Origin of the sequence: Lentzea xerophila, assembly GCF_051094245.1 — a bacterium.
Classification (GTDB): Bacteria; Actinomycetota; Actinomycetes; order Mycobacteriales; family Pseudonocardiaceae; genus Lentzea; species Lentzea xerophila.
The window spans coordinates 7,424,198-7,441,840 of sequence record NZ_CP194934.1 but is presented as its reverse complement, the minus strand read 5'-3'; the positions used below and the strand labels follow the sequence as shown (position 1 = coordinate 7,441,840).

Genomic DNA, 17,643 nt, shown 5'->3' with positions numbered 1-17,643 from the left:
ACCACCCGGACGGTCTAAGCAGGTAGCGTGCCCAGCCGTGACCCGGTCCCCCGAACCGCCCCCAGCGCACGTGCGTGCGGCGTTCGGGGCCCGTGACGCCGAGCCAGAGCTCATCGACGGCGGCCCCGCGTGGCGGTGTGGCGACGCCACGATCCGGCCCGCGCCGAAGCCCGCCGAGGCCACCTGGATCGCCAAGACCCTCGACGGCCTCGACGTGCCGCACCTGCGCATCGGCAGGCCGCTGAGATCCACCGACGGCCGCTACGTCGTCGGCGGCTGGTCGGCCACCAAGTTCCTCGCCGGCCGCGCCGAGTCACGCCACGACGAGGTCATCGCGGTCGCCCAGCGCCTGCACCAGGCCACGGCCGACCTGCCCAAACCCCGCTTCCTGGACACCCGCACGGACGTGTTCGCGGTCGCCGACCGCCTGGCGTGGGGCGAGGAGGACGTGCCGCTCGACGCCGATCTCGGCGGCAGGCTCTTCGAGCTGCTCAAAGAGGCCCAGAAGCCGCTCAACCTCAAGCCGCAGGTCGTGCACGGCGACCTGTTCGGCAACGTGCTGTTCGCGGGCAGCGCCCAGCCGGCCGTCATCGACTTCACCGCGTACTGGCGCCCGGCCGAGTGGGCCGCCGCCGTCGTCGCGGTGGACGCCGTCGCGTGGGGCGGCGCCGACTCCGGCCTGCTGCACCGGTGGAGCCACCAGGCCGAGTGGGAGCAGGCACTGCTGCGCGCGACGCTGTTCCGCCTGGCCGTGCACGCGCTGCACCCGTTGTCAACGCCACAGTCCTTTGCGGGCTTGGAACGAGCTGCTCACCACGTGACCGCGCTGCTCTGAGCGGGTCAGTTTCCCGGTTCGAAACATTGCGGAGCGCCGGGTTAACGCGGGCTTCCTAGCGTCAGCGGCGTGACCCATTGCCCCTACTGCGCGCTGCAGTGCTCCATGAGCGTCATCGACGGCCAGGTGTCCCCTGGTCCCGGTGGGCTGTGCCAGAAGGGCTGGACGGCGGGGGAGCTGCTGCGCCACCCCGGCCGGTTGACGACGCCCCTGCTGCACGGCGAGCCGGTGTCGTGGGACGAGGCCCTGGACTTCGTGGCCGCGCGGATCCGGTCGTACGAGCCCGACGAGGTCGCCGTGTTCGGCGGCGGTGGGCTGACGAACGAGAAGGCCTACGCGCTGGGGAAGTTCGCGCGCGTCGCCCTGAAGACCTCGCAGATCGACTACAACGGCCGGTTCTGCATGTCGTCGGCCGCGGCGGCGGGCAACAGGGCGTTCGGGCTGGACCGCGGGCTGCCGTTCCCGTTGACGGACTTGCGCGGCGCCGACACCGTGCTGCTGGCCGGCTCGAACCCGGCCGAGACGATGCCGCCGTTCCTGCGGCACCTGGAGGGGGCGCGGCTGGTCGTCATCGACCCGCGCCGCACGCCCACCGCCGAGCGCGCGACGTTGCACCTGCAGCCCGCGCCGGGCACGGATCTGGCGCTGGCACTGGGGTTGCTGCACACGGCGGTCAGCGAGGGCGTGATCGACAAGGAGTACATCTCGGCGCGGACCTCGGGTTTCGACGACGCTTGGCGGGTCGCCGCGCAGTGGTGGCCCGAGCACACCGAACGCGTCACGGGCGTCTCCGCGGCCGACCAGCGTGCCGCGGTGCACATGCTGGCCGGGCGGTCGTACATCCTGACGGGCCGCGGCACCGAGCAGCACGCGTCCGGCACCGACACCGTCTCGGCGTGGATCAACCTGGCGCTGGCGCTGGGACTGCCGGGCCGCGCCGGCTCCGGGTACGGCTGCCTGACCGGGCAGGGCAACGGCCAGGGCGGCCGGGAGCACGGGCAGAAGGCCGACCAGCTGCCCGGTTACCGCAAGATCGACGACCCGGCGGCACGCAGGCACATCATGGACGTCTGGGGCGTCTCCGAGCTGCCCGGACCCGGCCGCAGCGCGTACGAGCTGCTGATGGCCGACGACATCAGGGCGATGCTGGTGTTCGGCAGCAACCCGGTGGTGTCCGCGCCGCGCGCGTCCGGTGTGGCCGATCGCTTCGAGGCGCTGGACCTGTTGGTGGTGGCGGACTTCGTGATGTCCGAGACCGCCGCGATGGCCGACGTCGTGTTCCCGGTGACGCAGTGGGCCGAGGAGGACGGCACGATGACCAACCTCGAAGGCCGGATCATCAGGCGCCGCAAGGCACTCGACCCGCCGCCCGGCGTGCGCGGCGACCTGGAGCTGCTGAACGGGCTCGCGTCCCGGCTCGGCGTTCCGAGCGGGTTTCCCGTGGTGCCACAGGAAGTCTTCGAGGAACTGCGCAGGGCGTCCGCGGGCGGTCTCTCCGACTACTCCGGCATCACCTACGAGCGGCTGGAGTCCGAGCAGCTGCACTGGCCGGTGCCCTCCGTGGATCATCCCGGCACGCCGCGGCTCTTCCTCGACCGGTTCGCGCATCCCGACGGCCTCGCGCGGTTCGTCCCGGTCGACCACCGCGGCCCGGCCGAGCCGCCGGACGAGGAGTTCCCGTTGCAGGCCACCACCGGGCGGGTGCTCCAGCACTACCAGTCGGGGGCGCAGACGCGGCGGATCGGCGAGCTGCTGAAGGCCGTTCCCGAGATGTACGTGGAGATGCACCCGGACACGGCCGCGCGGGCAGGACTTGCCTCCGGTGAGCTCGCGCACGTCGTGTCCCGGCGGGGAACGGTGAAGGCGGCCGTGCGGTGCGTGCCGAGCATGCGTGCCGACGCGGTGTTCCTGCCGTTCCACTTCCCCGGTGAGGGGCGGGCGAACCTGCTCACCAACCCCGCGCTCGATCCCACGAGCCGGATGCCCGAGTTCAAGGTCTGCGCGGTGCGATTGGAGCGGGTATGCGGCGAGTCGTGATCGTTGGCTACGGCATGGCGGGCGCGCGGCTGGCGGATGAGCTGCGCCGCCGTGACCAGGACATCTCCATCACGGTCGTGGGTGCGGAACCGCACGCCGCGTACAACCGCGTGCTGCTCTCGACCGTCGTGGCGGGAACGATGACGCCGGAGTCGACGCGGCTGCACGGCTCCGGCTGGGCGGAGGAGCACGACATCGACCTGCGGCTGGGCTGCGAGGTCAGGGGCATCGACCGCGCCACGCGCACCGTGACGATCGATCCCGGCGAGGCGATCCCTTACGACGCCCTCGTTCTGGCGACCGGCAGCGTTCCGTGGGTGCCGCCCGCCGAGGGCCTCACCGAGGACGGCAAGCTCGCTCCCGGCGTCGTCGCGTTCCGCACCCTCGACGACTGCGCCGAGATCGAGGCCAGGGCACAGAAGGGCATGCCCGTCGTGGTCCTCGGCGGTGGCCTGCTCGGCATCGAGGCCGCCAGAGGCCTCGCCGGACGCGGGTGCCTGGTCACCGTCGTCCACCCCGTCGGTCACCTGATGGAACGCCAGCTCGACCCCGGTGCCGGTAGTGTCCTGGCTCGCACGCTGGGGCAGCTGGGCATCGAGTTCCGGCTGAACGCGCTGGCCGCCAAGTACCTTCCCGGCGACGGCCTGGTCCTCGACGACGGCTCGCACGTTCCCGCCGAACTGGTCGTGGTGTCGGCCGGTGTGCGGGCGGAGACCTCGCTGGCGGTCGAGGCGGGTCTGGAGGTCGACCGCGGCATCGTCGTGGACGACGCGTTGCGCACCAGCGACCCGCGCGTCCACGCGATCGGTGACTGCGCCCAGCACCCCGGCACGGTGTCCGGCCTGGTGCAGCCCGCGTGGGACCAGGCCGCGGTGCTCGCGGACCGGCTGACCGGCGCGAACCCGGCCTCCCGGTACCGCGGCACCTCCGTTGTCACGCGGTTGAAAGCACGCGACGTGGACCTGGCGGCGCTGGGCGACGTGCACACCGATGTGGACTGTCCGGACTCGGAAGTCCTGTGCTTCCAGGAACCCTCGCGCGGCCGGTACGCCAAGCTCGTGCTGCGCGACGACCGGGTGGCGGGTGCGATCGTCCTGGGCGCACCGGACGCGGCCGCGACGATCACGCAGCTCTACGACCGGGGCATCCCCGCGCCGACCGACCGGCTGGCGTTGCTGCTGGGCCGTGCGCTGCCCGCGGAGGCCGCGTCACCGGCCGATCTGCCGTCCAGCGCGGTGATCTGCCGGTGCAACACCGTCTCGAAGGGACAGATCGTCTCGGCCTGGCGGGCGGGCGCGGAGTCGTTGCCGCAGCTCGCGGAGGCCACTCGCGCGACCACGGGGTGTGGTGGCTGCAAGGACGCGGTGTGCGGGTTGCTCGACTGGCTCGGGGCCTCACAGCCGGCCCCGGCGTGATGTGCGGCGGAGTTGCCTCCGCCGTCATCGGCCAGAACCCCTTGGTAATGCGCGGTTCTTAGGTTCTTCGGCAGTCGCCGAACCCCGTGTGGAGGACGTTCATGAGCTGGATCGACCACTGGGAGCCGGAGAAGCCCGAGTTCTGGGAGTCCACCGGCAAGCGGATCGCCCGCAAGAACCTGGCGTTGAGCATCTTCGCCGAGAACCTCGGGTTCAGCGTGTGGGTGCTGATGAGCATCGTGGTGGTGAGCCTCGGTTCCGTCGGCTTCGACTTCAGCGTCGGCCAGCAGTTCTGGCTGCTGATCGTGCCGAACCTGGTCGGAGCGGTGCTGCGGGTGCCGTACACGTTCGCGGTGCCGAAGTTCGGCGGGCGGGTGTGGACGACGATCAGCGCCGGGTTGCTGCTGATCCCGTGCACGATGCTCGCCTACGCGGTGTCGACGCCCGGCACGCCCTACTGGTTCTTCCTGCTCACCTCGGCCGCGATGGGCCTGGGCGGCGGCAACTTCTCGTCCTCGATGGCGAACATCTCGTTCTTCTACCCGGAGGGCAAGAAGGGCCTGGCACTCGGGATGAACGCCGCCGGCGGCAACCTCGGCGTCGCGATCACGCAGCTCGTCGTGCCGTTCGTGATCTCGTTCGGCACGGGGATCAACCTGGCCTACGCGGCACTGATCTGGATGCCGTTCATCGTCGTCGCGACGGCCTGCGCGTGGCTGTTCATGAACAGCCTGACGCAGGCCAAGCCGGACGGGCAGTCCTACCGGCTGGCGCTGTCGAACCGGCACACCTGGGTGATGTCGTTTCTCTACATCGGCACGTTCGGGTCGTTCATCGGGTTCTCGTTCGCGTTCCCGTCGCTGATCAAGCTCAGTTTTGTGGACTACCAGGGCTGGGTGGCGCTCGCGTTCCTCGGTGCGCTGATCGGCTCGGTGGCGCGTCCGTTCGGCGGGTGGCTGGCGGACCGGGTCGGTGGCGCCAGGGTGACGCTCGGGACGTTCGTCGGCCTCGCGGCCGGCACTGCCGGCGTGATGGTGAGCGTCGACACGCGGAACTTCGCGTTGTTCTTCGGCTCGTTCATCGCGTTGTTCGTGCTGGCCGGCGTGGGCAACGGCTCGACGTACCGGATGATCCCGGCGATCTTCCGCACCCAGTCCGACGACGACAAGTCCGCCAAGCGCCAGGCCGCCGCCGTGGTCGGCATCGCGGGCGCGATCGGCGCGGCCGGTGGGGTGCTGGTCAACCTCGTCTTCAAGTTCTCGCTGGAGGGCTCGAGGACGCTGACGCCCGCGCTGTCCGCGATCCTCGTCTTCTACGCGCTCTGCCTCGGCACGACGTGGTGGTTCTACCTGCGGCGCAACGTGTTCGCGGCGCGGCCGTCGCTCGCCTACGCGGGCGTGTGACGCACGCCGCGCTGAGCTGCGGCGAGAGTTTCCTTTAACACCCGCGAAATACCGCGGACCTTGGGATGACACGCCGCCCGGTGAGCATACCGGGTGGAAGGAGGTACGCCCGATGACCCAGACATTGGTCGTGATCGGCAACGGCATGGTCGGCCACCGGCTCGTCGAGATCCTCCGCGACTCGCCCTGGCGGATCGTCGTGTTCGGCGAGGAGTCCCGTCCCGCCTACGACCGCGTCGCGCTGTCGTCCTATGTGGACACATGGAGCTCCGCGGACCTGGAGCTGCCCGCGTTGAGCGGGTGCGAGCTGCGCCTCGGTGAGAAGGCCGTGTCCGTGGACCGGGACCGGCGGGTGGTGGTCGGTGCTTCCGGCGTCGAGGTCTCCTACGACGCGTTGGTGCTGGCGACGGGCTCGTTGCCGTTCGTGCCGCCGGTGCCAGGCCGTGACCTGCCCGGATGCCACGTCTACCGCACGATCGACGACCTGGACGACATCCGGGCGACGGTCGAGGCCGCCGACCGGCCCGGCCGCCGTTCCGGCATGGTGCTCGGCGGCGGTCTGCTCGGGCTGGAGGCCGCCAACGCGTTGCGCGGCATGGGAGTCTCGCCGCACGTCGTGGAACTGGCGCCGCGGCTGATGCCGATCCAGGTCGACGACGGTGGCGCCGGGCTGTTGAAGCGGCTGGTCGAGAAGCTCGACCTGACTGTGCACACCGGCACGTCCGCGTCCTCGATCGAACGCGACGGCGCGCGGTTGATCGCCCGGTTGGCCAGCGGGCTCGAGCTGGACCTGGACGTCGTGGTGTTCAGCGCCGGCATCCGGCCGCGCACCGACCTGGACCTGGGGCTGGAACTGGGGCCGCGGGGCGGTTACCTGGTCGACGCCGCCTGCCGGACCGCCGATCCGCACGTGTTCGCGATCGGTGAGTGCGCTGCCGTCGAGGGGGTGACCTACGGGCTGGTGGCACCCGGTTACTCGATGGCCGAGGTGGTGGCGGACCAGCTCTCCGGTGGCTCGAAGGTGTTCCCCGGCGCCGACGTGTCCACGAAGCTGAAGCTGCTCGGTGTGGACGTGGCGTCGTTCGGCGACGCGCACGCCCAGACCGAGGGCGCGCTGGAAGTCGTCATCAACAACGCGGTCGCGGGCACGTACAGCAAGCTGGTCGTGTCGGACGACGCGCGTACTTTGCTGGGTGGCGTCCTCGTCGGTGACGCGTCGTCGTACCTGTCGTTGCGGCCGTTGGTGGGCAAGGAAGTTCCGGCGGCTCTGTTGCAGCCGGGCGGTGCTGTCGACGTGGAGATGCCCGCTGACGCGCAGGTCTGCTCCTGCCTCGCGGTGACGAAGCAGACGATCACCGACGCGATCGGGTCCGGTGTCGCGTGCGATGTCGCCGAGCTGAAGGCGTGCACCAAGGCGGGCACCGGCTGTGGCTCGTGCGTGCCGATGCTGAAGAAACTGCTCACGGAATGCGGTGTCGAGCAGTCCAAGGCGTTGTGCGAGCACTTCACCTACTCGCGCGCGGAGCTGTTCGAGATCATCCGGGCGACGCGCGTGACGACGTTCTCCGACCTGGTCTCCCAGCACGGCAGCGGGCGGGGTTGTGACATCTGCAAGCCCGCCGTGGCCTCGATCCTGGCGTCGCTGGGCAACGGGCACATCCTGGGCGAGACGCAGGTCTCGTTGCAGGACACCAACGACAAGTTCCTGGCGAACCTGCAGCGCAACGGCACGTACTCGGTCGTGCCGCGCATCCCCGGTGGCGAGATCACGCCGGAGAAGCTGATCGTCATCGGCGAGGTGGCCCGCGACTACGGGCTCTACACGAAGATCACCGGAGGCCAGCGCATCGACCTGTTCGGCGCGACCGTCGACCAGCTGCCGTTGATCTGGCGCCGGTTGGTCGACGCGGGCTTCGAGTCCGGACACGCCTACGGCAAGTCGTTGCGCACGGTGAAGTCCTGCGTCGGCACGACCTGGTGCCGTTACGGCGTGCAGGACTCCGTCGGTCTCGCGATCGAGCTGGAGCTGCGCTACCGGGGCCTGCGGTCGCCGCACAAGCTCAAGTCGGCCGTCTCCGGTTGTGCGCGTGAGTGCGCTGAGGCGCGCGGCAAGGACTTCGGCGTGATCGCGACGGAGAACGGCTGGAACCTTTACGTGGGCGGCAATGGCGGCTTCACGCCACGCCACGCCGATCTCTTGGTGTCCGATGTGGACACGGCGGAGCTGATCCGCGTGATCGACCGGTTCCTGATGTTCTACATCCGCACGGCGGACCGGTTGCAGCGCACCTCGGTGTGGCTGGAGGGGCTCGACGGCGGGCTCGACCACCTGCGGGAGGTCGTCGTGGACGACAAGCTCGGCATCTGCGCCGAACTGGAGGCGGCGATGGAGTCGCACGTCTCCGACTACGCCGACGAGTGGCGCGGTGTGCTGGAGGACCCGGAGAAGCTGGCGCGGTTCACATCGTTCGTCAACGCGCCCGGCACCCCCGACCCCACGATCTCGTTCCGCGCTGAACGTGGTCAGCGCGTTCCCGTCCAGCTCGGCATTCCGGAGGTCGTCAGGTGACCGTGGTCTGTGATTTCGAGGTGTTGCGCCCGGAACAGGGCGTCGCGGCGTTGCTGCCGGACGGCTCGCAGGTCGCCGTGTTCCTGACCGCGGACGGCTCCTTGCACGCGTTGGACAACATCGACCCGTTCAGCGGTGCCGCCGTTCTGTCGCGCGGCATCGTGGGCGACCGCGGCGGCGTTCCCGTTGTGGTGTCACCGGTCTACAAGCAGGCGTTCGAGCTGTCGACCGGGAAGTGCCTGGACGAGCCGTCGATGTCCGTTGCGGTGCATCCGGTGCGTGTGCGTGACGGCGTCGTGGAGCTGACATGAGCGGACCGCTGGCGGGCTTCACTATCGGCGTGACCGCGGCCCGCCGCGCCGACGAGCTCATCGCGTTGCTGGAACGCAAGGGCGCGTCGGTGGTGCACGGCGCCGCACTGCGGATCGTGCCGCTGCCCGACGACGCCGAGCTGCACCAGGCCACGTCGCGGCTCGTGTCGGCACCGGTCGACGTCGTCGTCGCCACGACCGCCATCGGGTTCCGCGGCTGGTTCGAAGCCGCCGAGGGCTGGGGACTGGCCGGCCGCCTGCACCGTGCGCTGGCGTCGGCCGTGGTGCTGCCACGCGGGCCGAAGGCGAAGGGCGCGGTGAGGGCGGCCGGACTGGTCGAGGCCTGGTCCCCGTCGTCCGAGTCGAACGCGGAACTCCTGCAGTACCTGCTGCGGATGGGCGTGGCGGGCAAGCGCGTCGCCGTCCAGCTGCACGGCGAACCGTTGCCGGACTTCGTGAACACCCTGGCCGCCGCCGGGGCCGACGTCGTCGAGATTCCCGTGTACCGCTGGGAACCGCCTGCCGACATCGCGCCGCTGGAGCGGCTGATCGAGGCGACGCTGGCGGGCCAGGTGGACGCGCTGACGTTCACGAGCGCCCCGGCCGCCTCGTCGGTGCTGCGGACCGCGGGCCCGCGCTATGACGAGCTGGTGGAGGCGTTGCGGCGCGAGGTGCTGGTCGTCGGGGTCGGTGCGATCACCGCCGGGCCGTTGGTGGCCGCCGGGATCCCGGTCGTGCAGCCCGCTCGGTCGCGGATCGGTTCCATGGTGCGGGAGCTGGCGCTGGAGCTGCCTTCGCGGGCCACGCGGTTGCGGATCGCCTCACGGGACATGGAGATGCGCGCGCAGGCCGTGGTGATCGACGGCGAGCTGCGTCCTGTCGCGCCGGCGCCGATGGCGGTGCTGCGGACTCTCGTGGCTGCTCGCGGCCGCGTGGTTTCGCGGCAGGATCTGTTGGCCGCCTTGCCTTCCGGTGGTGAGGTGCACGCGGTCGAGACGGCGATCGGGCGGTTGCGGACCGCTCTGGGCTCGCCGCAGATGGTGTGCACGGTCGTGAAGCGTGGTTACCGGCTGGCGATGGAGCCCGCATGAAGCTGGTGTTGGCGTTCCACGGCACGCGTGATCCGCGCGGGGTCGCGGTGTGTTCGGAGATCGCGGATCTGGTGCAGGCTTTGGTGGACGTGCCGGTTTCGGTTGCCTATGCGGATGTTCGGCAGCCGGATGTGCGGTCTGTTGTGGATGGTCCGTGCATCGTGGTGCCGGTTTTTCTGGCCGCCGGCTATCACGTTCGCGTTGATATCCCCGCGCAGATCGGGCCGCGCTCCGATGTGGTGCTGACGCCGCCGTTGGGGCTCGATGCGGTGCCGGCGGTGCGGGATCGGTTGCGGGAGGCAGGTTTCCGCCGCGGCGACGCAGTCGTGCTCGCCGCGGCGGGTTCTTCTGACGGTCGGGCGCTTGTGACTGTAAGGCGGGCGGCTGCGATGGTGGGGGCGTCGGGGGTTGGGTTTGTGGCTACCGCTTCGCCTCGGGTGGATGAGGTGGTGGCTGGGGTGCGGTTCGCTGGGCGGCGGGTGGTTGTGGCGTCTTGGTTGTTGGCGCCCGGGGCGTTTCATGGGGCGCTTGCCGGGTGTGGAGCGGATGTTGTTGCCGCGCCTGTTGGGGCTCATCCGTTGGTGGTGGATGCTTTGGTGCGTAGGTACTTTGAGGCTCGGGCTTTGGGGTTTCGGTCTGCGTGATGCGGGTCGCCTGGCGTGTGAGCGGTCACCTTGCGTAGGTGGTCGCCCGCCTATACCGGGCCGGGGCTATTCATCGCCGCTTCGCGACGATTGCGATCGGGGCTTGACCTTGAGCCTCTGGCCGAGATGCTTGATCGGCCGAAAACGGCCGGGCACAAGGAGCCCGGCCGATCTCTTCGACGGTAGCATCTCGCACTCAAGGTCAAGCCCCAATCGCGCGGTGGTTTCGTTGATACCGCTGGGACATCGGCGGAGTGGGCGGTCGCCTCGGCTGTGCCATCGGCCTTGTGGAAGGGTGGCTCGGCTCCGCCTTCGCCCTTGCCGCGCGGGTGGCTCGGCTCCGCCTTCGTTCCTCGTGTGCGGGGAGTGTCAGACCCGCTGAGTACCGTAGGTCGCGGGGGAGCCGAAATCGAAGGGGACTCCTGCGCGAGCCTGGGCTGAGCCGCCATCAGCGGCTACCCGGAGGCGGCTACCCGGACTCCGTCACCCAGCGGCCGCTACCCGGAGGCGGTCACCCAGAGCGCTGCTACCAGAGGCCCGGGGCCTCGGCGTCCTCCTTGCGGGCGTCCTCCCAGCGGTACTCCCGGAGGTTCACCTTGCCGTCCAGGTTCGGGACGCCCTCCTCGTGCAGCAGCTGGAGCTGCGTGTCGCGGAGGTGGGGTGCGCAGGTGCCGTCGGCCTTCAGCACGCGTTGCCACGGCAGGTCTTGGCCGTCCTCGTTGAGGATGCGGCCTACCAGCCGTGGCGACGGTGCCTTGGCGAGATCTGCGATGTCGCCGTAGGTGGCGACTCGTCCGCGCGGGATGGCCTTGATGAAGGCGCGGACTCGCTCGTGGATCTCTTCGTCCATGCCTCGAGTCTAGTGCTGCTGTCCGGCTAGATTCCCTTTGCCCAGGACGCTACGCGGGCGTGGTAGGCGGGAGCGTTGGGGGCGTAGTTGATCGAGTGGCCGTAGCCGTCCAGGACGTAGGTGTCCAGGCGGGGGACCGCGGGGAAGAATCGTGCCTCGTCTGCCTTCAGGGCTGCTGCCGACGAGCAGTCGCTGCCCATCAGTGGGACGCCTGCGCTGCAGAAGTGGGTGTCGTTGCCGACTACTACGAGGACGGGCACGGTGATCTTGCGGGACACCGGGATGACGACGGTGTTGAGGAGGATGGTGTCCACCGCCTCGGTGACGGCGAAGACGTCCTTCGTGGACTCGTCGAACGAGATCGAGCCTGGGATGAGCGGGCCCGGTTTGTGGAACGAGTTGTAGCGGGTGTCGGGCATGGTGGTGAGGTAGCCGAGGTCGAGGCCTGCCGGGATCATGTTGGCGAGGACCGGGACCACGGTGACGTAGTTCATCTTGTGCGTGAAGCCGGTGACGAGGACGCCGTCGACGTCCTTGTAGGTGCCTGCCTCGATCATGGCCATCGCCGAGCCGATGGAGTGGCCGGCGACGATCACCTTGTTGAAGCGCGGCTTCATCTTCGTGATGACCTGGTGGACGGCGCTCGCCTGGGTGGAGGCGGTGATCAGGACGCTCAGCGGTTTGGAGCTCTTGCCGGTGCCCAGGCGGTCCAGTGCGAGGGTGGCGAAGCCCGCGTTGTTCTGGGCCCTGGTGAACGAGTGGGTCGACGGCTCGAAGCCGACGTCCCAGTACGAGCGGTCGTAGGTGCCGCCGGGGATCAGGACCTGCACGGTCCTGGCGCCGTCGGGCACGCACAGCCTGCCCGCCATGGTCTCCTGCGTCGTCACCAGTGGGGTGAGGCCGATCCTCACGGGGTAGGTGACGTCCTGGCACGAGACGGCGGCCGCGGCGGGGAGCGGGGCCGCCAGCAGGGTTCCGGTGGCTAACAGGGCCGCGGCGCAGAGCCTGCGGAAACGCATGGGGGAACTACCTCCAGCTAGTTGCGGGGGACGGCCTTCATCAGCAGGCCGTCCGGGTACGGGGCGGACGTGAACTTCACGCGCGCCGGACGGGTGGGGGTGAGTCGCCAGCGGGACGCGATGGTCGCGAGGGTGATGACGATCTCGGTCTGGGCGAAGGTGTTGCCGAGGCACTGGCGGTTGCCGCCGCCGAACGGGATGAACGCGCCGCGTGGCAGGCCCGCCGTGAAGGAAGCTGTCCAGCGGTCGGGGGAGAAGCGCCACGGGTCGGGGAAGTGGCGTGGGTCGTGGTGCAGGGCGTGCGGGCTGATGATCACTTCGGCGCCCGCGGGGAGGGACGCTTCGCCCAGTTGGACGTCTACGAGCGTTCGGCGCATCACGAACCAGATCGGGTACATGCGCAGCGTTTCCTGCACGACCTGCGCGGTGTAGGTCAGCTTGGGCACGTCGGCGAACGTCACCGGGCGGTCGCCCACCACCTCGTCGACCTCGGCGTGTAATCGGCGTTCGACCTCCGGGGCGCGGCCCACCTCGTAGAGCGCCCAGGCCAGCGCGATCGCGGTCGTCTCGATACCGGCGGTGAGCAGGGTGAGGACCTCGTCGTAGACCTGCTGGTCGGTCATGCCGACGCCGTCCTCCTGGGCGAGCAGGAGCATGGAGAGCACGTCGCCGTGGTCGGTGCCGTCCGCGCGCCAGCACTCGATCACCTGCAGCACAACGGCTTTCATGCGGGCGATGGCGTCGTCGAACCGCCTGTTGCCCGGCAGCGGGAGCTTCTCGACGAACGCGGGGGACAGCGCGCGGATCATGCCCTGCTGGATGACCGTGAAGATCGACCGGCGGACCTCCTCGACCGCGCGCCGGCCGATCTCCGTCGAGAAGAGCGTCTCGCCGACGATCGTGACCGCGAGCTCCTGCATGTCGTTCTCGATGACGCGGACCTCGCCCGGTTGCCAGCGCGCGGCCAGCGAAGAAGCAGCACGGGCCATCGTCGAGGCATACGCTTCGATCCGTTCCCGATGGAACGCCGGTTGCATCATCCGGCGCTGCCGCAGGTGGTGGTCGCCGTTCGACAGCAGCAGTCCCGTGCCCAGGTAGGGCTGGAACTTGTCGAACATCGCGCCCTTGCGGAACTTCGATCCCTGCGACACCAGAACTTCGTGAGTCAGCGAAGGACTCGTGACGAAGTGCGCGTGCAGTGGTCCGAGGTCGAGGCGTACCACGTCGCCGTGCTCGTGCAGCCTGTCGGTGAACTTGGCGCGCTGGGCGAGCATCGCAGGGGTGTGCCCCAGCAGTGGCCAGCGGTGGGGAGCCACCGGGACGGGCATCCGGGCTCCTGAGGAGTCGGACCGAAGGGGGACGGACCACCCTAGGAGCCGTTTGGACGGAGACGATATAGCCTGATCGGGTGGTTCGGCGTCACTCTGGTGGTGCAGTGCGAGAAGTGCGCGGGTGACTAAGCTCGTGCGTCTTCCCCGAACCGCCACGAAAACCGAAGAGGTGTTTCCCCGTGGCAGAAACCCAGAACTGGGTTCCCCTCGGCATTGACACGAACGTGCCGAGCATGGCCCGCGTCTACGACTACATCCTCGGCGGCGCCCACAACTTCGCCGCCGACCGGCAGGTCGGGTCCCAGATCGAGAAGCTCGTGCCAGGACTGCCGAGCGTCGCCAGACTCAACCGGCGGTTCCTCGGACGTGCGGTGAACTTCCTGATGGACCAGGGAGTTCGCCAGTTCCTCGACATCGGGTCCGGCATCCCGACCGTCGCGAACGTGCACGAGGTCGCGCAGGAACGCGACCCGGCGACACGCGTCGTCTACGTCGACAAGGACCCCGTCGCGGTCGCGCACAGCCGATTGATGTTGTCTGACAACGAGAACGCCGCCATCGTGCACGCCGACATGCGCGACCCGGAGGCCGTGCTGGCGAGCCCTGAGGTCGGCGCGCTGCTGCGTTTCGACGAACCGGTCGGCCTGTTGATGCTGCTCATGATGCATTGGGTGCCGGACGAGGACAGCCCGGGGAAGCTCGTCGCGCACTACCGCGACGCGTTGCCCGCCGGCAGCTTCATCGTGATGACGCACGTGGCCAAGGACCAGATCGACGAGAACGTCGACCAGGCCGCCGCGGTGGTGAACCGCAGCAGGAGCGCCGACCAGATGCACATGCGCACGCACGCCCAGGTCAGCGCCTTGTTCGACGGGTTCGCGCTGGTGGAGCCCGGCCTCGTCGGCTGCGGCGAATGGCGTCCGGACGGACCGGGGGACTTCGCCGACGAGGCGTCGATGAACATGTTCTTGTACGCTGGGGTCGGTCGTAAGGACTAAAACCACACTGTAGTGTCGGAGGATCACACTGTTGGCGCAGTGGACGCCGACTGCCGGTGGGTAAACTGCCGGACACTCTCCAACCCATACAGGGCAACGGGAATGACGAATCCAAGCCGAAGACCCGATGCCGCTCCACCAACGGAGCCCGCCACCGTCCGAGCGCGCGAAGCTTTGGCGCGCAAGTGGAGCTACCTGCTCAGCAGTGTCGTCGTAGTCGCTCTGAGCAGGGACGAGCTGGACGCCGAACTGGGCGACCAGCTCGACGCGTTGTGCGCGGCGCTGCACAGCGAACCGTTCGACCCTGCTCCGTTCGAGGAGGTCGGCGAACGGCTCGTCGCTCTCGGCTACGTGAACGAGCCCGGCCTCAAGCGCACCGTCGACGTGCTCGGCAAAGGCCTGCTGGCCCTGGAGGAGTTCGGTTCCAGCGACCAGCACACGGTCCGCGTCGTCGGCGGGATCGGCGCGCTCACGTGCGGCTTCACCGCGGCGCGGGCGCGCGCGATCCTGGACCAGCAGGAGAGCATGCAGCGTTCGCTGCTCAAGGCCGCCCACGACGCGCAACGGGACCAGCGCCAGAGCGAGGCGAAGTTCGAGGGCATCGCGTCCTCGTCGACCAACGGCGTCCTGATCGTGGGCCTCGACGGCAGGCTGGCGTGGGGCAACGAGTCGATCGGCGTGATCATCGGGCGGCACCCGGAGCCGGGCACCCGTCTCGCCGAGCTCATCGCGCCGACCTCGATCGTGGCGTTCCGCGAGATGATGGAACGGGTGCTCGGCGAGCTCGACGAGTTCGAGCGCGAACCGATGCAACTCGTGCGCGTTGACGGCGAGCTCGCCAAGGTGACGCTGACGGCGTCGCTGCTGCGCGACGACGAGGGCAAGCCCAGTCATGTCCTCGTGATGGCGGACGACGACACGGAACTGGCGCTGCTGCAGGGAGAACTGCGCAGGCAGTCGCTGCACGACGTGCTCACGGGCCTGCCGAACCGGCAGTTCTTCACCACCCACCTCGAGACCGTGCTGCGCAGGGCCGACCCCGAGTTCGGCGTGACGATCCTCCACCTCGACCTCGACGCGTTCGGCCTGGTGTGCAACAGCCTCGGCGCACGGGTCGGCGAGCACCTGCTCCAGCACGTGGCGCGCAGGCTGCGGACGGTGATGTCGCGCGAACAGGCGATGGTCGCGCGGTTCGACGGCGACGAGTTCGGCATCGTCGTCGAGAACACCGCCCTCACGCCGGACGTGGCGACGACGATGGCGACCATCAACGCCGACCTGAGCGAACCGACCTATGTGGATGGTCACGGTCTGGCCGTCTCGGTGAGCGCGGGCGTGGTGCACCGGCCGTCGCCCGACATCGACCCGGTCGAGCTGCTGCGGACCGCGGACCTGGCGCTGCGCCAGGCGAAACGCGACCGCCGCGGGCAGTGGGAACTGTTCCACACCAACGAGGACGCCGCCGGGAGACGCGACGCCGCGCTGGCCGTGGTGATGCCGGGAGCGTGGGAACAGGGCGACATCGGCGTGGTCTACCAGCCGGTCCGCGAGCTCGCGACCGGTGCGCTGGCGGGCGTCGAGGCGTTGCTGTACTGGGAACTCTCCGACCGCTGCGCCGCACTCGCGGACGCGAGCGGGCTCATCCTGCCGATGGGCGAGTGGCTGATCAGGATCGCGGCCGGCCAGGCGCAGTGGTGGCGGCAGCGCGGCGAGCTCGACCAGCAGTTCGGCGTCCGGCTCACGCACCACCAGTCGACCGACGCGGACCTGGTGTCCCGCGTCGGGAAGGTGCTGGAGGAGACCGGGATGCCGCGCGGCCGGCTGACGTTGAGCATGCCGGTCAGCGTGCTGTCCGTGCAGGACGCGGTGGACAACCTGGGCACGCTCGCGGACATGGGAGTGCGGATCGCGCTCGACGACTTCGGGCTCGGGCCGCGGGACCTGGCGTGGCTCTCGGAGCTGCCGGTGGTGTCCGTGCTGGTGCCGAAGGACCTGGTGCGGCGTCAGGATCCCCGCTCCGCCTCGCTGGTCCAGGCCGTGCACGAGCACGGCGTGAACCTCTGCGTGGACGGCATCGAGACCGCCGAGCAGGCGAAGTGGTGGACTGATGCGGGCGCCGACCTCGCGATCGGCGCCTACTTCGGTTCGCCCGAGGACGCGGGCGAGATCTTGAAGACGCTGCGGGAGTAGGGCCCTGCGCCCGTGCCCCGATGCCGTCAGGCGGTGATGTGCCGTATGACCGCGGCAAGGGACCGCTCTCGTGGTTGAACGGTATCCAGCGAGAGCGCTTCCTCGTCCCAGGAAGGAAAGTTCGCCAGTCGCTGCCGCACATCGGACCAGTCGCCGGCGTCGTGCCAGCCGGGGATTCCGCGGCTGCGGCCTTCGAGCCTGGCACGGTGGACCCGCGGGTCGGAGCAGTGGCACACGACCACGCGGAGCTCCGCGCCGGCCCGGCGGGCCAGGCTACGCCAGCGCTCCCTGGTCGCGACCCGTTCGGTGGGATGGTCGAGGATCACGGACTGTCCGGCGACGAGTTGCCGCAGAGCGAGCGTGGTCAGCATCTCTTCGGCGATAGCCAGTGGCTCCTCGAAATGGCGACCGCCGAACGGGGTCAGCGCACCGAGCAGCCAGTCGGTGGCGAAGACCGGGATCCCCAGCTCGGCCCCCGCGGCGTCGGCCAGGGTGCTCTTCCCGCTGCCGGGCAACCCGGAGAACACCACCAGCCGGGCATCCGTGGCGGCGGAAGGCAGGTCGTGGTCGGTGAAATCGGCCGGCAGCCTCGGTGTCAGATCGGCCGGCACCAGCCCGGTAACCCACGTGGTGGCGATTCGATGCGGCCGTGCGGCCTCGACGACGCAGGTAACGACATCAACGGTGCCGTCGTGCCGGCGGATCCGCGCCCGCGCGGTGGTCTCGCCGACGTCGAGGCCGACCACGACGACCGGCGCGTAGCTGGCAGCGCGACCGCGGGTGACCTCGACGTACAGCTCTGGCGGGACGACGGCGGTGAACGCGGCCGCGAGCACGTCGGACGCGTCAGCTCCCCAGCCGGGTTTCCCGTCCAGGCCGTCGAGAATCCACTCCAGCCGCGCCAGGGCAGGACTGGCCGCGAAACGGTGCACAGTTCTCCCTGTGAGCAG

The 17,643-nt window shown here is 69.7% G+C and carries 14 protein-coding genes; 10 read left to right on the top strand and 4 right to left on the bottom strand.

Annotated elements, in window-relative coordinates; genetic code table 11:
• Positions 1–37: 37 nt before the first annotated feature.
• From ACRSBM_RS35450 to ACRSBM_RS35415, 8 genes are all read left to right on the top strand, one after another.
• A complete protein-coding gene (locus tag ACRSBM_RS35450; RefSeq protein ID WP_434450481.1) occupies positions 38–835 on the top strand; it encodes a TIGR02569 family protein in 798 nt (265 codons plus the stop codon).
• Between the two features lie 105 nt (positions 836–940).
• Positions 941–2,872: a molybdopterin oxidoreductase family protein gene (locus ACRSBM_RS35445; protein WP_434453356.1), complete on the top strand. Its 1,932-nt coding sequence runs from the start codon at positions 941–943 to the stop codon at positions 2,870–2,872.
• Positions 2,857–4,287: an FAD-dependent oxidoreductase gene (locus ACRSBM_RS35440; protein WP_434450479.1), complete on the top strand. Its 1,431-nt coding sequence runs from the start codon at positions 2,857–2,859 to the stop codon at positions 4,285–4,287. Before ACRSBM_RS35445 ends, ACRSBM_RS35440 begins: the two co-directional genes overlap by 16 nt.
• Positions 4,288–4,388: 101 nt before the next feature.
• Entirely contained in the window at positions 4,389–5,690 is a 1,302-nt protein-coding gene (locus tag ACRSBM_RS35435) for an MFS transporter (RefSeq protein ID WP_434450477.1), read from the top strand.
• A 112-nt stretch (positions 5,691–5,802) separates the two neighbouring features.
• A complete protein-coding gene (gene nirB / locus ACRSBM_RS35430) occupies positions 5,803–8,259 on the top strand; it encodes a nitrite reductase large subunit NirB (RefSeq protein WP_434450475.1) in 2,457 nt (818 codons plus the stop codon).
• Positions 8,256–8,570 (top strand): nitrite reductase small subunit NirD, encoded by a 315-nt coding sequence (gene nirD / locus ACRSBM_RS35425; RefSeq protein ID WP_434450473.1) that lies wholly within the window; start codon positions 8,256–8,258, stop codon positions 8,568–8,570. The genes nirB and nirD overlap by 4 nt, the downstream gene beginning before the upstream one ends.
• On the top strand, positions 8,567–9,661 hold the full coding sequence (locus ACRSBM_RS35420; RefSeq protein ID WP_434450471.1) for a uroporphyrinogen-III synthase: 1,095 nt from the start codon (positions 8,567–8,569) through the stop codon (positions 9,659–9,661). The genes nirD and ACRSBM_RS35420 overlap by 4 nt, the downstream gene beginning before the upstream one ends.
• Positions 9,658–10,305: a sirohydrochlorin chelatase gene (locus ACRSBM_RS35415; protein WP_434450469.1), complete on the top strand. Its 648-nt coding sequence runs from the start codon at positions 9,658–9,660 to the stop codon at positions 10,303–10,305. Before ACRSBM_RS35420 ends, ACRSBM_RS35415 begins: the two co-directional genes overlap by 4 nt.
• Positions 10,306–10,831: 526 nt before the next feature.
• On the opposite strand, the gene ACRSBM_RS35410 is transcribed toward ACRSBM_RS35415, so the two are convergent.
• The 3 genes from ACRSBM_RS35410 to ACRSBM_RS35400 are packed head-to-tail and all read right to left on the bottom strand — an operon-like array spanning position 10,832 to position 13,502.
• The gene (locus ACRSBM_RS35410) at positions 10,832–11,155 is read right to left on the bottom strand and encodes an MGMT family protein (protein ID WP_434450467.1); all 324 of its coding nucleotides are present in this window, start codon (positions 11,153–11,155) and stop codon (positions 10,832–10,834) included.
• A 26-nt stretch (positions 11,156–11,181) separates the two neighbouring features.
• Entirely contained in the window at positions 11,182–12,174 is a 993-nt protein-coding gene (locus ACRSBM_RS35405; protein ID WP_434450465.1) for an alpha/beta hydrolase, read from the bottom strand.
• 17 nt (positions 12,175–12,191) lie between these two features.
• Positions 12,192–13,502, bottom strand: coding sequence for a cytochrome P450 (locus ACRSBM_RS35400; protein ID WP_434450463.1), 1,311 nt, complete (start codon positions 13,500–13,502; stop codon positions 12,192–12,194).
• Positions 13,503–13,684: 182 nt separating this feature from the next.
• On the opposite strand from ACRSBM_RS35400, the gene ACRSBM_RS35395 reads away from it, so the two are divergent.
• Positions 13,685–14,503, top strand: coding sequence for an SAM-dependent methyltransferase (locus ACRSBM_RS35395; protein ID WP_434450461.1), 819 nt, complete (start codon positions 13,685–13,687; stop codon positions 14,501–14,503).
• 174 nt (positions 14,504–14,677) lie between these two features.
• Positions 14,678–16,693, top strand: coding sequence for a putative bifunctional diguanylate cyclase/phosphodiesterase (locus ACRSBM_RS35390; RefSeq protein WP_434450459.1), 2,016 nt, complete (start codon positions 14,678–14,680; stop codon positions 16,691–16,693).
• Positions 16,694–16,719: 26 nt separating this feature from the next.
• Here the strand turns inward: ACRSBM_RS35390 and ACRSBM_RS35385 are convergent, their stop codons facing one another.
• Positions 16,720–17,625, bottom strand: a complete 906-nt coding sequence (locus ACRSBM_RS35385) for an AAA family ATPase (RefSeq protein ID WP_434450457.1) — start codon at positions 17,623–17,625, stop codon at positions 16,720–16,722.
• Positions 17,626–17,643 lie beyond the last annotated feature (18 nt).

Coding starts and splice junctions, on each gene's coding strand:
- ACRSBM_RS35445 (WP_434453356.1), top strand. CDS start 941: ATGAGCGTCATCGACGGCCAGGTGTCCCCTGGTCCCGGTGGGCTGTGC.
- ACRSBM_RS35440 (WP_434450479.1), top strand. CDS start 2,857: ATGCGGCGAGTCGTGATCGTTGGCTACGGCATGGCGGGCGCGCGGCTG.
- ACRSBM_RS35435 (WP_434450477.1), top strand. CDS start 4,389: ATGAGCTGGATCGACCACTGGGAGCCGGAGAAGCCCGAGTTCTGGGAG.
- nirB (WP_434450475.1), top strand. CDS start 5,803: ATGACCCAGACATTGGTCGTGATCGGCAACGGCATGGTCGGCCACCGG.
- ACRSBM_RS35420 (WP_434450471.1), top strand. CDS start 8,567: ATGAGCGGACCGCTGGCGGGCTTCACTATCGGCGTGACCGCGGCCCGC.
- ACRSBM_RS35415 (WP_434450469.1), top strand. CDS start 9,658: ATGAAGCTGGTGTTGGCGTTCCACGGCACGCGTGATCCGCGCGGGGTC.
- ACRSBM_RS35410 (WP_434450467.1), bottom strand. CDS start 11,155: ATGGACGAAGAGATCCACGAGCGAGTCCGCGCCTTCATCAAGGCCATC.
- ACRSBM_RS35405 (WP_434450465.1), bottom strand. CDS start 12,174: ATGCGTTTCCGCAGGCTCTGCGCCGCGGCCCTGTTAGCCACCGGAACC.
- ACRSBM_RS35400 (WP_434450463.1), bottom strand. CDS start 13,502: ATGCCCGTCCCGGTGGCTCCCCACCGCTGGCCACTGCTGGGGCACACC.